Raw genomic sequence first — 17,839 nt, 5'->3', positions numbered from 1 at the left:
GGATTCTTATGAGTAAAACGGGAGGCATTCAGCTCCACATTCGAAATGTGAACAAATCTTTCGGAACGACACGTGTGCTTTCGGGCATCGATTTAAACATTAAGCAAGGGGAATTTGTCGCAATTGTGGGCCGCAGCGGATGCGGCAAAAGCACGCTTCTCCGTCTCATTGCAGGTTTGGATGAAGCGACGAGCGGAGCCATATTGCTGGATGCACAGGGCATTCAAGGCGTTCACAAGGATACTCGTGTGCTGTTTCAGGAACATCGACTGCTCCCTTGGAAAAAAAATATAGACAATGTTCGGATTGGTGTTAAATCCGGCGACAAGGAGATTGCTTTTAAGGCGCTACAGCAAGTTGGTCTTGAACATAAGAAGGATGACTGGCCGGCTGTTCTGTCCGGCGGTCAGAGACAACGAGTAGCACTGGCTAGGGCGCTTGCCGGTAACCCGAAGCTTCTTCTTTTAGATGAGCCGCTTGGCGCTTTAGATGCTTTGACTCGCATTGAGATGCAGCAGCTTATCGAACGGCTTTGGCTGGAGAAGCAATTTACCGTGCTGCTCGTCACTCATGATGTAAGTGAAGCTGTAGCGCTGGCGGACAGAGTCATCCTTATTGAAGACGGAAAGATTGGGCTGGATTTGAAGATATCGCTGGCCAGACCAAGGGAGCATGATAGCGGTTTTGCTTATTTTGAGAAGATGATTTTGGACCGGCTGCTCGTGAAACAACACTATGAGACAGTGAAAACAGCTGCAGAGGCTTTTTCCATTTAATGAAGTGAAGTTTAAGATTGATGAGACGAGGGAGGGCTTGAAGATGACTCAATTTGATTTGCAATTACACGCAGATGTACTCATTATCGGTGGCGGACCATCCGGGGCTTGGGCGGCGATCACGGCTGCTAAACAAGGAGCAAAGGTCGTACTTGTAGATAAAGGGTATTGCGGTACGAGCGGTGCTACGGCGCCATCGGGAACAGGCTTGTGGTATGTCAATCCAACGGCCGAAGAACGTGAAGCGGCGATGAAGAGCAGAGAGGCGCTTGGCGGATATCTCGCGGATCGCGGCTGGATGAAAAAGGTATTAGACCAAACGTATAGCAATACGAACCAAATAGCGGCTTGGGGATACCCGTTTCCGCTTGATGAAACAGGTACTTCACATCGGAAAAGTCTGCAAGGACCCGAATACATGCGTTTAATGCGCAAGCAGGTACAGAAAGCGGGTGTCCGCATTCTCGACCATAGTCCCGCACTGGAGCTGCTCGCAGATGAGCATGGTGTAGCTGGGGCAACCGGTGTGAACAACCAAACCAAAGACACATGGCGCGTGGATGCCGCATCGGTCGTTATTGCAACCGGTGGCTGCGCGTTCCTGAGTAAGGCGCTTGGCACGAATGTTTTAACCGGCGACGGGTACTTGCTTGCCGCTGAGGCAGGTGCAAGCCTATCCGGCATGGAGTTCTCTACCGCCTACTCATTGGCACCAGCTTTTTCTCCGGTAACGAAGTCAGCGTTCTATACATGGGCAACGTTTTACTATGAGGATGGCACGGTGATCGAAGGGGCCGGCTCGCAGCGAGGGCGGTCTGTCATCGCCAAGACACTGCTGACACAGCCTGTTTACGCAAGAATAGATAAGGCGGATGACATTGTCAAAAAAGCGATGCGTCAAGCACAGCCAAACTTCTTTTTATCTTTTGACCGATTGGGCATCGATCCTTTTACGCAGAAGTTTCCCGTGACGCTTAGGTTCGAAGGGACAGTGCGAGGAACCGGGGGCATTCATATTGTCGATGAGACTTGCGCGACGGAAGTGCCTGGTCTTTATGCGGCGGGGGATGCCGCGACAAGAGAATTGATCTGCGGCGGATTTACCGGCGGCGGCAGCCACAATGCGGCTTGGGCGATGTCATCCGGGTATTTCTCGGGCGAAGCAGCCGCCATATATGCACGGAAATTAGGAGTAGCCGCTTCGGATCGCAAAGCGAAAGGCCTATCTGAAGCGAGCGGCGTTCCGAAACAGGCAACAACGAAATCGGGTGCTCCCGATACGCATGAAATTATCAAAGCGGTTCAGGATGAAGTATTCCCGTATGATCGTAACTGGTTCCGTACAGGAGAAGGTCTGCAGAGCTCTTTAGGGCGATTGGATCAACTATGGGATGAATTGAATCAAGGCGTTCAGGCTAGTGACGGCAATGTCGTACGTGTTCGAGAAGCGGCAGCCATGACAGCGACGGCCAGATGGATGTATACCAGCGGTCTTGAACGCAAAGAAACGCGGGGCATGCATCGCCGGGAAGATTTCCCGCGTATCGATGAAGCACAAAAGTACCGCATTAAGAGCGGCGGCTTGGATAGGGCATGGGCGAAGCCTCTGGTGGATGGAGCCCAAACTGCCGAGATTAAGGAGGCTGTTGTGTAATGATAGAATTGTTAAGCAAAGATCGCTGCATTAGCTGCAACCAATGCGTTTCCGTTTGTCCGACGAATGTTTTTGAGGCGGTCCAGGGAGATATTCCGGTTATCGCCAGACAATCGGATTGCCAAAGCTGCTTTATGTGCGAATTATATTGCCCGACAGACGCTCTGTACGTTTCACCGGTAGCAGAAGAAAAGACAAAGGTTGACGAGGGCGAGTTAGTTCAAGATGGCTTAATGGGCAGCTACAAACAGAACGTGGGCTGGGGGAAAGGCAGAGTATCTACAGCCTCCTCTGACGGTTCCTATATCATTTTCCAGCGGATGCACGCATCGCATTAATTCGTTCATTTTTCAATTCATTTTACAACTCAGGGGGTCAAAGACATATGAAACAAAGAACTTTGAAAGCAGCCAGCCTTGTAATCATTCTATCCTTATTCACTGTACTGCTGGCAGCTTGCGGAGCTAATTCAGAGAAAACAGCGGCTCCGGCTCGGGCGAACGCAGCACCCAATGCAAACATTTCGCTGCCTGAAACATTGCGTATCGGTTTTATTTCGGCGAATAACAACAAAACGATTACAGGACCAGAAGGATGGGCGCAATCGAAGGGGTACTTAGAAAGTGAACTAAAGAAATACGGTGTGAAAGAGTTCAAATACTTCACGTTCCCGAACGGTCCAAACCTCAACGAGGCAATTTCGGCAGGTACGCTTGATGTTGGCATATATGGCGACACACCAGCCATCAATGGAAAAGCGGCAGGCTTGAAAACGCGTTTAATCAACGTCACACAGGTCAATATGAACGCCTGGCTGGTTGCGAAAGCCGACGGTTCGAAATCGTTGGACGATCTCAAAGGTAAAAAAGTCGCCACTTCACAAGGCTCATATATGAGCCGTTATTTAACCAGCCTTTTGAAAGAGAAAGGGCTTGATAAGGATGTGAAAATTCTCCATCTTTTGCCTGCAGATGCGGAAGCTGCGCTTTCCCGTGGGGACATTGCCGCATATGCATACCCAACTGGCTTCGGACCTTTGCTGCTGAAAAAGGGATATGTGGCGATCGATGAAGCCGCCAATCATCCACTTCTGCAAGGTTCTAGCTTGACAGTTGTAACGGAGGATTATTTGGCTAAAAACCCGCAATTTCCAAAACTGTGGAATGATCTGCGCACGAGAGCCGTCAAAGAAATTCGTGAAAACAACGAAGAATATTTCAAGTTTTATGCAGAAGCCTCGGGCTATCCGCTGGATGTCGTGAAAGCTTCCTTCAAAATCGATCAATGGCCTGTGGAGGCAGCTCTGCCTGACGGACTCAAACTGATTGAAGAAACGAAAAAGTTTCTGGTCGATCAAGGTTTGGCTAAGAAAGATTATGCCATTAAGGACTGGTTAACGGATTAGGAGTGACAACGATGAGAGAAGTCCCCATTTCCTTTGTGAAGGCCAATCAAACAGGCATTGTTGTTTTTGTTCTACTGGCGCTAGCGTTTCAGTGGCCTTGGTTGGTTGCTATACTTTGGGTCATTCAGGTGCTTGGATTAGCAGGTGGAGCGAAGTGGAATGTGTTTGTGGTGGCATTTAAGATTTTTTCCCATAAGGAGACAGCGGTAGAAACGCAAGCGCAAGAGCTGACCAGGTTTAACAACGCCTTGGCTGTATTATTTTTATCCCTTTCTCTGGCTGCTTTTGCTATTGGTTGGGCTTTCGCCGGGTATCTGTTTGCGGGATTTTTACTTCTGGCAGCAGGCGCAGCACTACTTGGCTATTGTGTTGGATGCACGATTTACTTTCAGTACAAACAGTTTGTAAATAGACAGAGGTTCAAGCGCGGTTAATGAATGACAAATATGGAAAGACTCTCACTTGGGGATACTTTGGTGAGGGTCTTTTCGAATCAACTTATTTTTACCGAAAATATGTTAAAAACAGGATTGACACCCTCGTAAGTGGATGCTAATATTGGTATATACCTAATTCATACTAATCTTATCGGAATTATACGAAAGGGGGTAAACATCATGGAGCATGCTATCACTATACAAAGCGACGACATCGAATTGGCCGCAACGCTGCATTACCCGACGAATCAAACAGGAGCTGCGAAAGCCGACTGTCAGCGTTGGCCGCTGATTATCATCTGTCATGGTTTCATCGGAAGCCGGATCGGCGTGGATCGGCTGTTTGTGAAGGCAGCACGTGAGTTTAGCTCCAAAGGATATTTGGTACTGCGATTTGATTATGGCGGTTGCGGCGAAAGTACCGGAAATTATGGTGCAGGCGGGCTGGATGTTCTCATTGAACAAACGCGCAGAGTCATTGATTATGCGACAACCATTGATTGCGTAGATTTGAGCCGTGTGATCTTGGTTGGACATAGTTTGGGAGGAGCAGCAGCCGTATTGACAGCAGCGAAAGATTCCCGTGTCAAAACACTTGTACTTTGGTCAGCAGTGGCTCACCCGCATAACGATATCGTTCGGATAGTTGGCAGGAGTGAATATGAGAAACTTTCGTTTGGCGGAGCCATTGATCATCATGGTTATTTACTAACGAGCCGTTTCTTTGATTCTTTAGCACAGCATCAGCCATTTGAACAACTGCGAAAATTTAATGGCGATGTTCTCGTCATTCACGGAACAGCCGACGAGATTATCCCTGTTGACTATGCCCCTTTATATCAGAAAATGTTTTGGCTGCGGAATGAAGGGCAATGCGAGCTTGATCTTGTTTTTCAAGCGGATCATACGTATTCGACATCCGGATCGACCAAAGAACTATTTGAGAAAACAAGTAATTGGCTATCCTTTATTCAGAAACGGAAAAACGATTGGAACGACTGGACGATTTGATAAAGAAGCGGAGGAAAAGTGATGGCGAAACCATTGGAATTAGATGATATTTGGGTGGACCGAATTAAACAAATGTTAAACGGGTTGGAGTACGGATCGGTACAGATCGTCGTGCATGATGGGAAAATTGCTCAAATCGATAAAACAGAGAGAAAACGATTTGACAGTCCCGCACAATCTCAGTCCCCATTGCAAGCAGTAAAATCAGTTAAACAAACGAGCAAGGCCTAGCCATCATATGGATATTTATAATCAGCCTTCTTTCTACGGAAAGGGGCTGTTTTCATGTCGAAAGCGCAGTATACTGAAGAGAATATAGGCAAATGAATGAAGCGGAGAGGGAGAGGGCGGGGCGCTTATGAGACGGCAGCATTTTATTTGGCAGGATCTTCAACACAACAACCACTTTGTGTATGAATGGCTTCCTGAGGAAGCAATTTCAATTAAAGGGATTGTGCAGATTGCACACGGCATGGCTGAAACAGCTGGAAGATATGAAAGGCTCGCTAAGGTGTTGACGAAAAAAGGCTATGCCGTCTATGCGAACGATCATCTAGGGCATGGGCGAACGGCAGGGTCCCCGGATGCCGTTGGTAAATTTGGAAAGAACAGCTTTCTGCAAATGGTGGATAACATGGGACAGATTACGCAGCACATTCGAAAGCGGTATCAGGAACATTTGCCGTTGTTCGTGATGGGACATAGTATGGGTTCCTTCTTAACACAGCATTACATGGGTTCTTACCTGATGCAATTTCCGGAACACGTGCAAGGTATCATTTTGTCTGGATCCAATGGGAGTGAGGGCGCTGCGCTAAATGTTGGAATTGCTTTAGCAACTGCCGAAGCGGCAATTCGGGGAGACCATCATCGGAGTTCACTGCTGACGTCGTTGTCTTTTGGTGCATATAATAAAAAATTCACGCCTAATCGAACGTCTTTCGACTGGTTGAGCACAGATCCGGTGGAAGTTGATAAATACGTGGATGATCCCTATTGCGGGGTAGTGTTTACCTCAGGTTTTTTTAGGGATTTCTTCCGAGGACTGAAGGAAATTCATCGTCCTGACCATGTCCGGCGTGTACCGGCCGATTTGCCGATATATATCTTTTCGGGAGAGGAAGATCCTGTTGGCGGACACGGAAAAGGGGTGCGCAGGTTGATCCGGATGTATGAGGCGTATGGACTCCGGAACGTCAGCAGCAAACTTTATCCGGGAGGCCGGCATGAAATGTTGAACGAAGTGAACCGTGAGGAAGTAATGGATGATTTGGCGGCGTGGCTGGACACGCAGGTTGAAGGATATCTCTAAGGATAAGGGGCTATGAAGGAGACTTCTGTTTGAGCTCAATAAGGAGAAAACATGAAATAAGAGCCTTTAGAGGCTCTTATTCAGTTGATGCCAGTGTATAAAAGCAGCAGTGCTAATTAACGTTCAGCTGAAGCTGCAAACGGATGCCTTCACGGTCGATTTGAATCCAATATTCAACGATTTGTTCGTTTTCGACGCGATAAACAGCACTCGCAATCTCAATTATGGTCTTGCCTGTAGGGGCAAATCCATCCACCTCACCGATATGCGTGCCGGATTGCTTCCAACGCACATAGACGCGATCGTTCTGAGCGATTAGCTCTTGAACTTCCAACGTAAAATTACCGTAGGCGGCGATCATTTCTCTGACATGATCAGCGTAATTGGCAGGTGTACGGTAAACAGTTGTTTCGTTCTCTGCCGTCATTTGATGAGCTAGCACTTGTTCGGCCATGTAATCATGAGCGGCATCGGGCCTTAGACCTGAACGAACGTAATGGAAGAACTCCTGGACGACCTCTGTTGGTGTTTTTGACATCGATATGACTCCTAACTTCCTTAAACTATACGATGAGTTTACTGGAACAATGGACGAATGACAAGTGAGAGTGGCTTCATCCGATTGTAAAGCGATTCCTACTATGTGGTATGGAGGAGGTGACCCGTCCGAATTAGATACAACAAGCAAAAGGGAACTAGAGGGCGCTATTTAGGCCGAAACAGACATAAAAAGGATCCAAAGGGAACTGCAGGGTCTTGATAGCCCTTGAAACGCTGTGTTCCTCCATAAATTGGCGAATTAGCGGATCATAGTTCCCTCTGATCAAGGAAATGACTGTTTGCGGTATAAATAACGGATCACAGTTCCCTAAGGAAGATGTTTACAGTTACTTCAGCAGCTGCCGGAATTCCTCGGTCAACAGCGGCACGACCTCGAACAGATCGCCGACGATGCCATAGTCGGCGACTTTAAAGATCGGCGCCTCCGCATCCTTGTTAATGGCGATGATGACGCGCGAGGAGCTCATCCCCGCAAGGTGCTGGATGGCGCCGCTAATGCCGCACGCGATGTAGATCTCCGGCGTCACGACCTTGCCGGTCTGGCCGATTTGCATCGCGTATTCGCAGTAGCCCGCGTCGCAGGCTCCGCGGGATGCTCCCACAGCGCCGCCTAAGACGGCAGCCAGCTCTTCGAGCGGCTGGAAGCCTTCGGCGCTGCGCACCCCACGTCCGCCGGAGACGACGATCTTGGCTTCCGCCAAGTCGATGGCGCCGGACGTTTTTTTGACCACCTCCCGAATGATGCTGCGCAGGGAGGGGGCAGGGTAAGCAACATCGATGATGACCGAAGCCTGACGCGAAGCGTCTGGCGCTTGCGGCGCGATGTTGTTCGGTCTGATCGTAACGACCCACGTGCCATCCGGGTCGGTAAACGCTTTCTTCTCGACCGCTTTGCCTGCATAAAGCGGCCGGGTGAATTCCACGCGATCACCGCTGCGCGAGATCGCCGTTACATCCGAGAGCTGGCCGGCGCCAAGCTTTGCTGCTGTCAGCGGCGCTAGATCCCTGCCGGCAGCCGTGTGGCCGAAGTAGATCGCATTAGGCGAAGCCTCGGCAATCACTTCAAGCAGTGCGCTCGAATAGGCTTCCGAGCTATAGCTCTCAAGTGCGGAATCTTCAACGACATAGATGGATTCTGCGCCATACGCAGCGAGCTCGCCTGCAAGTACCTTCGAGCCACTTCCGCCTATCAGTACGGCGTGTATCGTATCACCTTCCGCAGCGGAGAGCTGCGCAGCACGCAAGGCTTCAAAAGATACTTGACGGAGCTTGCCTCCGCGAGCTTCGGCAACAACGAGAAATGTTTTAGCCATGATGGTAGCCTCCCCTTTCTTAAATCACTTTGGATTCGTTGCGTAGTGCTTGGACAAGCTCAGTCACCTGCTGGGCAATTTCGCCTTTAAGAATACGGCCGGCTTTACGTTCAGGCGGCAGCGTCAGTTCGATGCGAGTCGTCTTGGCAGAAACGGTGCTCATGCCCTCAATATCATCCAGCGTTAAGTGCTGGAACGGTTTTTTCTTTGCTTTCATAATGCCCGGCAATGAAGGGTAACGAGGCTCATTTAAGCCTTGCTGTGCCGTGAAGAGAGCAGGTAGCGGAACTTCAATGACCTCAATATCCCCCTCAGCATCTCGGTGGGCTACCGCTTTGCCGCTAGAGATTTCGAGCTTCGTTATGGATGCCGCATGCGGTATACCAAGAAGGGAGGCGAGGCGAATGGCAACTTGCCCGGCACCATTGTCCACAGAGAAATTTCCGCCTAGCAAAAGGTCGAAGGACTGAGCGCGTAAGTAGTGCGCTAAGATTTCGGCAACTTCGAATTCATCGCCTTGTATACGCTCATCGGTGATGAGAATGGCTTCGTCAGCTCCCATAGCGAGTGCGGTGCGGAGGGCTTCAGCTGTCCGGTCGGGACCTACGGAGAGCAAAGTGACTTTACCCCCGAATTCATCCCGCAGTTGTATGGCTTGCTCGACAGCATATTCGTCGTAAGGATTAATGACGAATTTGACGCCATCCTCTTGCACGCTGCCCCCTTGCAGAACGATCTTCTCCTCTGTATCAAACGTTTGCTTCAATAATACAAAAATGTCCATAGCCAAGCTCCTTCCTGAATATACATGTAATACAGACCCTTAAGCCTCGATGCCTTTCATGAAAAAGTTAATCGTAGGTCTGACTTGAGCAGTTAAGGAATACTTTTGCCCGGAGATGAGCCAGGAGGTCACCACTTCATCCATACCTCCAAAGATGAGGAGCCTTACGAGTTTCACATCAAAATCAGCGTGGAAGCTCCCGTCATGTTTGCCTCTTTCTAATATATTTTCGATGAGGATAATATATCTCTTAAGGGCAAGGCCAATCTCTTTGCGCAGCTCCAAATCGCTTTGTCGCAGCTCGATCTGGGTAAGGAAAGCAAGATTGACATTCCCCTCAAGCTCGCTGAAGTGGATTTCACAAACCTTATAGAGGGCTTCTTTGGCTGTCATCTGTTCGGTGACGCCTGTGTTGAACTTTTCAACAAGCTCGCCTAATTTCTCTTGAAACAAGCTTGTCAAAATATCCTCCTTCTTTTTGAAATATAAATAGATGGTTCCGTCAGCCACTCCGGCTTCCTTGGCAATCCGGGATACTTGGGATTTGTGAAAGCCGTTCTCGGCAAATACTTTTAGCGCGCCTTCGAGAATAGCGTAATACTTGTCTGGTTTTTTGCTACTTGTCAAGGAGATCACCTCGGTGTTAAGATACAGTTATCGGTGAATGAATACTCATTCATTTTTATAATTTCATCATAAAATACGTAGTACGCCTTGTCAACGACTTATTCAGCCTAAGAAGCAAGTAAGAAAGTTAGCCGGCTTACAGCATGAAACGAAGCATTTTTCAACTCTGGAGATAGGGGAATATGGAACTTGCTTTTTTACGATCAATCGATGTAAGCGCTATCTTTTCAATGCAAGGAGGTCCTCTATGATCGGTTCACTCATTCAGTTTTTATTATTTTTAGCGGTTACGGGTTATGCGTTGTACTTATTCGGAAGGGTTGTCTATCACCGGTATTTGTACATCCAGCTTGGAAAATCGGTGAATTTGAAGCAGGAAACGAAAGCGCGGTTAAAGGAATTTGCCATTCAAGTGTTCGGCCAGACGAAGCTCCTGAAGGATAGGAAAAGCGGCATTATGCACATTGTGATCTTCTATGGCTTCCTTATTTTACAATTAGGGGCGCTTGATCTGATTCTAAAAGGATTAATCGGCCGCGGTTTACCGATTCCCGGTTACGAATATTTCACCTTCATCCAGGAAGTGACGGTAGCACTGATTCTGCTGGCTATGGGGTATGCGACTTACCGCCGATATATCGAGAAGCTCAAACGTTTAAAACGCGGGTGGAAGCCAAGCATTGTTGTTTTCTTCATCTTTTTCCTCATGCTGTCCGTCGTGGTCAGTGGAGGTTTTGAACGGGTGCGGGAAGGGCTCGAAGCCTCAGGTTTTGCTCCCATCTCATCCATATTCGCTTCCATGTTTAACGGTCTTTCGCATACGGGGGCGACCATAGGATTTTATGCGAGCTGGTGGATGCATTTACTGATCCTGCTGTCTTTTCTGATCTATGTTCCGCAATCGAAGCATTTTCACATTATTACGGCACCTATCAATGTACTGCTCAGACGGACAGAGCCGACCGGCAAGCTGGCATCGCTTAATTTAGAGGATGAAGAAGCGGAGTCGTTCGGAGTCGGCAAAATAGAAGATTTTACGCAAAAGCAGATGCTTGATTTCTACTCTTGTGTGGAGTGCGGGCGCTGTACGAATGTTTGCCCAGCTAATACGACGGGCAAGCTGCTTTCACCGATGCACTTGATTACGAAACTTCGCGATCATTTGACAGAGAAAGGCGCTGCCATCACGTCCAAATCCCCATGGGTTCCTGCTGCCGCATTTGCCACACACAGTGAACATAATCCGCTAGAGGTGGAGCTTATCGGCGGTGTGATCACGGAAGAGGAATTATGGGCGTGTACAACCTGCCGCAACTGCGAGGATCAATGTCCAGTCGGCAATGAGCATGTAGACAAAATAGTGGATCTGCGCAGACATTTGGTGCTGACGCAAGGCAGTATGCCGCATGATGGCCAGCGTGCCCTGCAAAACATTGAGCGACAAGGAAATCCGTGGGGAATCAGTCGAAATGACCGTGTGAAGTGGGTCAAAGAAGTAGATCCGAATAATGAGCTGAACGTTCGTACGGTGAAGGATAATCCCGAATTTGAATTTTTATTTTTCCTAGGCTCAATGGGCTCATATGATAACCGCAGCCGTAAAATTACACATGCATTTGTGAAGCTGATGAATGAAGCTGGTATCTCTTTTGCCATTTTGGGTAATGAGGAGAAAAATTCCGGCGATACCCCCCGTCGTATGGGAAATGAATTTCTTTTCCAGCAGCTGTGTGCCGACAATATTGCGACTTTTCAAAAGTATAAGGTTCGAAAAATCGTAACGACCTGCCCGCACACATACCATATTTTCAAAAATGAGTACCCGGAATTTGGCTTGGAAGCCGCTGTTTTCCATCACACAGAGCTGCTCCATGCTTGGGTGAAAGAAGGACGTCTGAATCCTAAACATGAGGTGCAAGAACGCATCACGTATCACGATTCATGCTACTTGGGCCGTTACAACGAGGTGTATGAGGAACCGCGAAGCATTCTTCGCGCGATCCCAGGAGCCATATTGGTGGAGCAACCGCGTTCCCGCGAGAACAGCATGTGCTGCGGTGCCGGAGGCGGCATGATGTGGATGGAAGAAACCGCAGGCACCCGCGTTAATGTAGCGCGCACGGAGCAGCTTTTGAGTGTGAAGCCGACGGTGATCACCTCAGCCTGCCCTTATTGTTTAACGATGGTGGAGGATGGTACGAAGCTGAAGGAGGTAGAGGAGCAGGTTAAAGCGCGAGATATCGCTGAAATTCTAGCCTTGTCTGTATTTGGAACAGCGTAAGACTGACTGAAAATCTTATGTAGGAGGATATTTCCATATGACAAAGATTCGAACTGCTGCCGTTATCGGCTCCGGTGTGATGGGCTCCGGTATTGCTGCCCATTTGGCAAATGTAGGCATTCCCGTGTTATTGCTCGATATGGTGCCGACTGGACTGCTTCCGCAAGAAGAATCCGCTGGACTAACGTTGGAACATCCGAAAGTAAGGAACCGGTTAGCGGTAAACGCGATGGATAAGCTCAAAAAGACAAACCCAGCCCCCCTCTACAGTGAGGCCTTCATCGATCGAATTATGCCAGGTAACTTGGAAGATGATTTGGCGAAGCTTGGCAATGTAGATTGGATTATTGAAGTCATCGTAGAAAATTTGCAGGCGAAGCAGCAGTTAATTAGCCGTATCGAAAAGGTTTGGAAACCCGGAACAATCGTTTCATCCAACACGTCAGGCATTTCAATTCATGCGATGATCGAGCAGGCAAGCGATGTATTCAAAAAGCATTTTTTAGGCACTCATTTCTTTAATCCGCCTCGCTATATGAAGCTTTTGGAAGTAATTCCAAGTGAACACACAGACCCGGCGATTGTATCTTTAATGACCGAATTTTGTGAGAAGAAGCTGGGGAAAGGGGTCGTGCAAGCAAAGGATACGCCGAATTTTATTGCTAATCGGATCGGCACCTATGGGCTTCTGGTTACTTTGCGCGAAATGCTGGCAAACGGATATTCCGTGGAGGAAGTCGACGCGGTCACAGGTCCGGCTATGGGCCGTCCGAAGAGCGCAACGTTCCGAACATTGGATCTGGTCGGTCTGGATACTTTTGTGCATGTGGCGAATAACGTGTTTGGACTTGTGGATGACCCTGGTGAGAAGGAAGTTTTCGACACGCCGGCGATTTTAAAAACGATGGTGGAAAAAGGTTGGATCGGGGAGAAGATGGGCCAAGGTTTTTATAAAAAAGTTAAGTCTGATGCTGGGAAAGAGATTCAAGCTTTGGATCTAAACTCAATGGCCTATGCGGCAAGCCGAAAAATCAGTTCGGCCTCTCTGGAGGCAGCGAAGCAGGCGAAAGGGACGAGCGGAAAGCTCAAAGCATTGCTTGGAGCTAAAGATCGCTATTCTGAGCTGGCGTGGAACATTTTGAAGCCAGTGCTTTTGTACTCCGCAGCAAAATTAGATGAAATCGCAGATTCCATCGTAGAGATGGATAATGCGCTCAAATGGGGCTTTAACTGGGATCTGGGCCCGTTCGAGACATGGGATGCGATAGGACTTAAGCGTTCTGTGGAGCGAATGGAAGCGGAAGGCAGCGAGGTACCTGAGTGGGTTAAGGCTTGGATTGCTGCGGGGAATGATAGCTTCTACAAGAATAAAGATGGGCAAAGTTTTTATTATTTGAAGAATGAGTATCGCGGAATTGAAGCAAGACCGGAGATGATTTCACTTGCTGCTTTAAAACAGCAAAATAAAGTGATTCGTTCAAACAGCGGCGCGAATTTGATCGATATCGGAGACGGGGTTGCGTGCTTAGAGTTTCAATCGCCGAACAATGCCATAGGCGGAGATATTCTCACCATGATTCAACAGTCTGTGGATGAAGTTCGCAGCAATTACCGCGGACTTGTCGTGGCCAATGAAGGCAAAAACTTCTGTGTCGGCGCTAACCTGATGCTGCTTCTCATGGAGGCGCAGGATGGCGAGTGGGATGAAGTTGACGGTATTATCCGCTTATTCCAGAACTCTATGATGAAGCTCAAAAGCCTGGATAAACCGGTTGTTGCCGCACCTCATAAAATGACGCTCGGCGGCGGCGTTGAAGCTTGTATGCCGGCGGATCAAATTATTTTCTCTTCGGAGACGTATTATGGACTCGTTGAGGTTGGTGTTGGCTTAATTCCTGCCGGCGGCGGATGCAAGGAATTGGCGCTTAGGGCAAGCTCGTTGGTACGTGATCCTGAAGTGGATCTACAGCCTTGGATCAACGCGAGCTTCGAAACCGTGGCCATGGCAAAGGTATCGACGAGCGGTCACGATACGAAGAGGCTCGGATACATGCGTCCTCAAGATACGGTCGTGATTAATCCTGATCACCGGATTTATGAAGCGAAACAAGCAGTCCTTCGCATGGATGCGGCAGGGTACACACCTCCTGCGGTAAAGAAAATCCGCGTCGTCGGCGAAACCGGCAAAGCGGTTATGCAGGTGGGCGCGTATTCGATGAAACAGGGCGGCTACATCAGCGACCACGATGTCCTTATTGCTAACAAGCTTGCGCATGTGCTTGCTGGCGGTAAGGTGCCGGCTGGCACGCTTGTCACTGAACAATATTTGCTTGATCTGGAGCGGGAAGCTTTCCTGAGTCTGTGCGGAGAATTGAAAACGCAGCAGCGTATGCAGTATATGCTTTCTAAAGGAAAACCGCTGCGCAACTAAGCGGTGATTGCGAACACAAATAAGTGGAAGTGCCCTTACTACTCTGATTGAGGTGAGAAACGATGAAGGAAGCAGTCATTGTATCGATAACGCGTACCGCCGTCGGTCGCGCAAAGAAAGGCAGTTTCGCTCAAACAAGAGCCGAGGATCTCGGCAAAGCGGTGTTGGAGGAAGCCGTGCGGCGGGCTCCCGGCCTCGATAAAGGTGATGTCGACGACATCATCATCGGCTGTGCGATGCCGGAGGGCGAGCAAGGGCTCAACTTCGCCCGCACGATGGCGCTCTATGCGGGCTTTCCGGTGACCGTGCCGGCCATCACGGTCAATCGCTTCTGCTCCTCCGGGCTGCAGGCCATCGCTTATGCGGCGGAGCGCATAATGCTGGGCCACGCGGAGGTGATCATCGCCGGAGGCGTAGAGAGCATGAGCCACGTCCCGATGACGGGCTTCAAGCTCTCGCCGCATCCGGGGCTGGTCGAGACCATGCCCGAGGTGTACATGGGCATGGGGCATACTGCCGAAGCTGTGGCGCAGCGCTTCGGCATCTCCCGCGAAGCGCAGGATGGCTTCGCAACGCGGAGCCATAAGCGGGCGGCGGCGGCGATTGCCGCCGGCAAGTTCGTGGATGAGATCGTGCCGGTGGCTACGAGCGTGAAGGGTATTGACGAACGCGGCAAAGCGTTTGAGCGTTCGTTTGTGTTTGCAGCGGATGAGGGCGTTCGCCCCGATACATCCGTGGAAGGGCTTGCCAAGCTGAAGCCTGCGTTCAGCTTGAACGGTACGGTGACGGCGGGCAACGCGTCACAGACGTCGGACGGCGCAGCGGCAGCCGTGCTGATGAGCCGCGAGCGCGCGGAGGCGCTCGGGCTGAAGCCGCTGGCGACGTTCAAGTCGTTCGCGCTTTCCGGGGTGGAGCCGGAGATCATGGGTGTCGGCCCGGTGAAGGCGATTCCGAAGGCTTTGCAGATGGCGGGCATCACTCAGGATCAGGTGGATCTGTTTGAAATCAACGAAGCGTTTGCTTCGCAGTGCGTGCATATTATTCGCGAGCTGGGTTTGAATGAAGAGTTGGTGAATGTGAACGGCGGCGCGATTGCACTAGGGCATCCGCTAGGTTGTACCGGCGCGAAGCTGACGACTTCCTTAATCCATGAGCTGCAGCGCAGAGGTGGCGGCTATGGCGTAGTCTCGATGTGCATCGGGGGCGGGATGGGCGCTGCAGGCGTCTTCCAAGTGTACGCTTGAAATGAGCGTCTAACGGGAAACCCTCCCGCTATTGGCTGTCCATTCGCTTAAAACGATCAGATCGATTTGATCTAGCGGGAGTTTTTCCATTTAAATAAGATTTTCAGCGGATATCCGCTGAAATAACGGGAGTAATTCCATCCATTCCTGCATCCATTTATTAACCCTTGTCCAATTCATTCTGAGGAGAGATGAACCATGTCAGATAAAATCGTAGGCGGCAGCTTTGTCATTTCAGATATCGATTATAACCATATCGTGACCCCGGAAGATTTTACAGAGGAACATCGCATGATTGCTGAGACAACGCGCGAATTCGTAGCGGGCGAAGTGCTGCCGAATGATGAGCATCTGGAGAAGCTCGATTATGATTTGACGGTTAAGCTGATGAGAAGCGCTGGGGAGCTTGGTTTGCTTGGTGCTGATGTGCCGGAAATTTATGGCGGTCTTGGGCTTGATAAGGTGAGTTCCACGGTCATTAGTGAAAATCTGGCGCGTGCGTCTGCATTTGCTCTTTCGATTGGCGCGCATGTCGGGATTGGCACGCTGCCGATTGTGTTTTTCGGGACACCGGAGCAGAAGAAAAAGTATTTGCCCGATCTCGCTACAGGCGCAAAAATCGCGGCTTATTGTTTGACCGAGCCAACATCAGGTTCAGATGCTTTGGGTGCAAAGACGACGGCGCGGCTCTCTAGTAATGGGAAATATTACCTGCTCAATGGTTCCAAATTGTATATTACGAATGCCGGATTTGCCGATATTTTCATCGTCTACGCCAAAATCAACGGAACGGATTTCACGGCGTTTATTGTGGAAAAAGGCGACCCGGGCTTTACGTTAGGACCGGAAGAGAAGAAGATGGGGATTAAAGGCTCCTCAACGCGTCCGCTCTTTTTCGAAGATGTCAAGGTACCGGTGGAGAATTTGCTTGGCGAAATTGGGAAAGGGCACCTGATTGCATTTAATATTTTGAACATCGGTCGTTACAAGCTGGCTACTGGCTGTCTTGGCGCATCCAAGGAAACGATTGAATTAGCATCCAAATATGCGAATACCCGCCAACAGTTCAATACGCCAATCTCGAAGTTTCCGCTAATTGGTAAGAAGCTGGCTGAAATGAATATCCAAACATACATGTTAGAGAGCATGGTTTATCGAACAACCGGCCTATTCGATGACATTCTCAAAGACATTGATCATACAAGTCTGGATGCCGGCAAACATTCGGCGAAAGGGATTTCTGAGTATGCGCTGGAATGCTCGATCAACAAAGTGTTTGCATCGGAAGTTTTGGATTTTGTAGCGGATGAAGGCTTGCAAATTCATGGCGGCTACGGCTTTATTCAAGAATATAAAGTTGAGCGTATTTATCGTGATTCACGGATCAACCGTATTTTCGAAGGGACGAATGAAATCAACCGGCTGCTCATCCCGGGTACGTTAGTCAAGAAAGCGATGAAGGGCGAACTGCCTTTGCTGCAAAAGGCGCAAGCGCTGCAAGGCGAGCTGTTGTCGATCGTCCCGGGTCAAACATTTGAAGGCACGCTGGCGGAAGAGACGCATCTCATTTCGATGGCGAAAAAGATTTTTCTTATGGTCGGAGGGCTTGCTGTGCAGAAGTACGGCATGGCTTTAGAAAAAAATCAGGAAGTATTAAGCAATTTGGCCGACATCATGATTCAGATTTTTGCAGGGGAAAGCGGACTTCTTCGTACGCAAAAGCTGATCGCTAAAACCGGGGAAGACAAATCGAAAAATGCGATTCAAATGACAACGGTATTCGTACATCAAGCTTTTGACAAAATTGAGGCATACGCGAAGGAAGCGCTCAGTACGATGGAAGAAGGAGATGTTCTTCGGACGCAATTATCGATTTTGAAAAAGCTGACAAGACGCAGCGCCGTAAATACGACCCAGCTGAAGCGTAACATCGCCGCACGTGTTATTCAGGGTGAGAAATTCATCGTATAGACATCGGTGTGAAGAACCTGAAGGGGATGGTT

Annotated in this window: 16 protein-coding genes; 12 read left to right on the top strand and 4 right to left on the bottom strand. The window is 49.3% G+C overall.

Translation table 11 applies throughout. The annotated features are described in order from the left end of the window. Positions 1 to 8: 8 nt before the first annotated feature. The 8 genes from J2Z65_RS04550 to J2Z65_RS04515 all read left to right on the top strand — a co-directional run bounded on the left by J2Z65_RS04550 (position 9) and on the right by J2Z65_RS04515 (position 6,595). Positions 9 to 776, top strand: coding sequence for an ATP-binding cassette domain-containing protein (locus J2Z65_RS04550; protein ID WP_167054191.1), 768 nt, complete (start codon positions 9 to 11; stop codon positions 774 to 776). A 43-nt stretch (positions 777 to 819) separates the two neighbouring features. Next, the gene (locus J2Z65_RS04545) at positions 820 to 2,430 is read left to right on the top strand and encodes an FAD-dependent oxidoreductase (RefSeq protein ID WP_167054193.1); all 1,611 of its coding nucleotides are present in this window, start codon (positions 820 to 822) and stop codon (positions 2,428 to 2,430) included. Further along, complete coding sequence (locus J2Z65_RS04540) at positions 2,430 to 2,768, top strand: 4Fe-4S binding protein (protein ID WP_167054195.1); 339 nt, start codon at positions 2,430 to 2,432, stop codon at positions 2,766 to 2,768. The genes J2Z65_RS04545 and J2Z65_RS04540 overlap by 1 nt, the downstream gene beginning before the upstream one ends. A 47-nt stretch (positions 2,769 to 2,815) precedes the next feature. Beyond that, complete coding sequence (locus J2Z65_RS04535) at positions 2,816 to 3,835, top strand: ABC transporter substrate-binding protein (RefSeq protein ID WP_167054197.1); 1,020 nt, start codon at positions 2,816 to 2,818, stop codon at positions 3,833 to 3,835. An 11-nt stretch (positions 3,836 to 3,846) separates the two neighbouring features. Further along, a complete protein-coding gene (locus J2Z65_RS04530; protein ID WP_209855766.1) occupies positions 3,847 to 4,269 on the top strand; it encodes a DUF4395 domain-containing protein in 423 nt (140 codons plus the stop codon). A gap of 183 nt (positions 4,270 to 4,452) precedes the next feature. Further along, on the top strand, positions 4,453 to 5,283 hold the full coding sequence (locus J2Z65_RS04525) for an alpha/beta hydrolase family protein (protein WP_167054199.1): 831 nt from the start codon (positions 4,453 to 4,455) through the stop codon (positions 5,281 to 5,283). 21 nt (positions 5,284 to 5,304) lie between these two features. After that, positions 5,305 to 5,514: a YezD family protein gene (locus J2Z65_RS04520; protein WP_167054202.1), complete on the top strand. Its 210-nt coding sequence runs from the start codon at positions 5,305 to 5,307 to the stop codon at positions 5,512 to 5,514. Between the two features lie 127 nt (positions 5,515 to 5,641). After that, entirely contained in the window at positions 5,642 to 6,595 is a 954-nt protein-coding gene (locus J2Z65_RS04515; RefSeq protein WP_167054204.1) for an alpha/beta fold hydrolase, read from the top strand. A gap of 112 nt (positions 6,596 to 6,707) precedes the next feature. Here J2Z65_RS04515 and J2Z65_RS04510 read toward each other — a convergent pair whose 3' ends face one another. From J2Z65_RS04510 to J2Z65_RS04495, 4 genes are all read right to left on the bottom strand, one after another. Then, positions 6,708 to 7,133, bottom strand: coding sequence for an ester cyclase (locus tag J2Z65_RS04510; protein ID WP_167054206.1), 426 nt, complete (start codon positions 7,131 to 7,133; stop codon positions 6,708 to 6,710). A gap of 349 nt (positions 7,134 to 7,482) precedes the next feature. Next, positions 7,483 to 8,469 carry an electron transfer flavoprotein subunit alpha/FixB family protein gene (locus tag J2Z65_RS04505; RefSeq protein WP_167054209.1) on the bottom strand — a complete coding sequence of 329 codons (987 nt, stop codon included), beginning with the start codon at positions 8,467 to 8,469 and terminating at the stop codon, positions 7,483 to 7,485. A gap of 19 nt (positions 8,470 to 8,488) precedes the next feature. Further along, the gene (locus J2Z65_RS04500) at positions 8,489 to 9,253 is read right to left on the bottom strand and encodes an electron transfer flavoprotein subunit beta/FixA family protein (protein ID WP_209855763.1); all 765 of its coding nucleotides are present in this window, start codon (positions 9,251 to 9,253) and stop codon (positions 8,489 to 8,491) included. Positions 9,254 to 9,292: 39 nt separating this feature from the next. Beyond that, complete coding sequence (locus tag J2Z65_RS04495) at positions 9,293 to 9,880, bottom strand: fatty acid metabolism transcriptional regulator FadR (protein ID WP_167054211.1); 588 nt, start codon at positions 9,878 to 9,880, stop codon at positions 9,293 to 9,295. A 247-nt stretch (positions 9,881 to 10,127) separates the two neighbouring features. Here J2Z65_RS04495 and J2Z65_RS04490 point away from each other — a divergent pair, with 247 nt between their 5' ends. From J2Z65_RS04490 to J2Z65_RS04475, 4 genes are all read left to right on the top strand, one after another. Beyond that, on the top strand, positions 10,128 to 12,161 hold the full coding sequence (locus J2Z65_RS04490) for a (Fe-S)-binding protein (RefSeq protein WP_167054213.1): 2,034 nt from the start codon (positions 10,128 to 10,130) through the stop codon (positions 12,159 to 12,161). A gap of 37 nt (positions 12,162 to 12,198) precedes the next feature. Continuing rightward, positions 12,199 to 14,592 carry a 3-hydroxyacyl-CoA dehydrogenase/enoyl-CoA hydratase family protein gene (locus tag J2Z65_RS04485; protein WP_167054215.1) on the top strand — a complete coding sequence of 798 codons (2,394 nt, stop codon included), beginning with the start codon at positions 12,199 to 12,201 and terminating at the stop codon, positions 14,590 to 14,592. Positions 14,593 to 14,654: 62 nt separating this feature from the next. Beyond that, complete coding sequence (locus J2Z65_RS04480) at positions 14,655 to 15,836, top strand: acetyl-CoA C-acyltransferase (RefSeq protein ID WP_167054218.1); 1,182 nt, start codon at positions 14,655 to 14,657, stop codon at positions 15,834 to 15,836. 198 nt (positions 15,837 to 16,034) lie between these two features. Beyond that, on the top strand, positions 16,035 to 17,807 hold the full coding sequence (locus J2Z65_RS04475) for an acyl-CoA dehydrogenase family protein (RefSeq protein WP_167054220.1): 1,773 nt from the start codon (positions 16,035 to 16,037) through the stop codon (positions 17,805 to 17,807). Positions 17,808 to 17,839: the final 32 nt, after the last annotated feature.

Source organism: Paenibacillus aceris (assembly GCF_017874035.1).
GTDB lineage: Bacteria > Bacillota > Bacilli > Paenibacillales > NBRC-103111 > Paenibacillus_E > Paenibacillus_E aceris.
The sequence above is the reverse complement of the archived record's forward strand: the minus strand, read 5'-3'. Positions and strand labels throughout refer to the sequence as shown.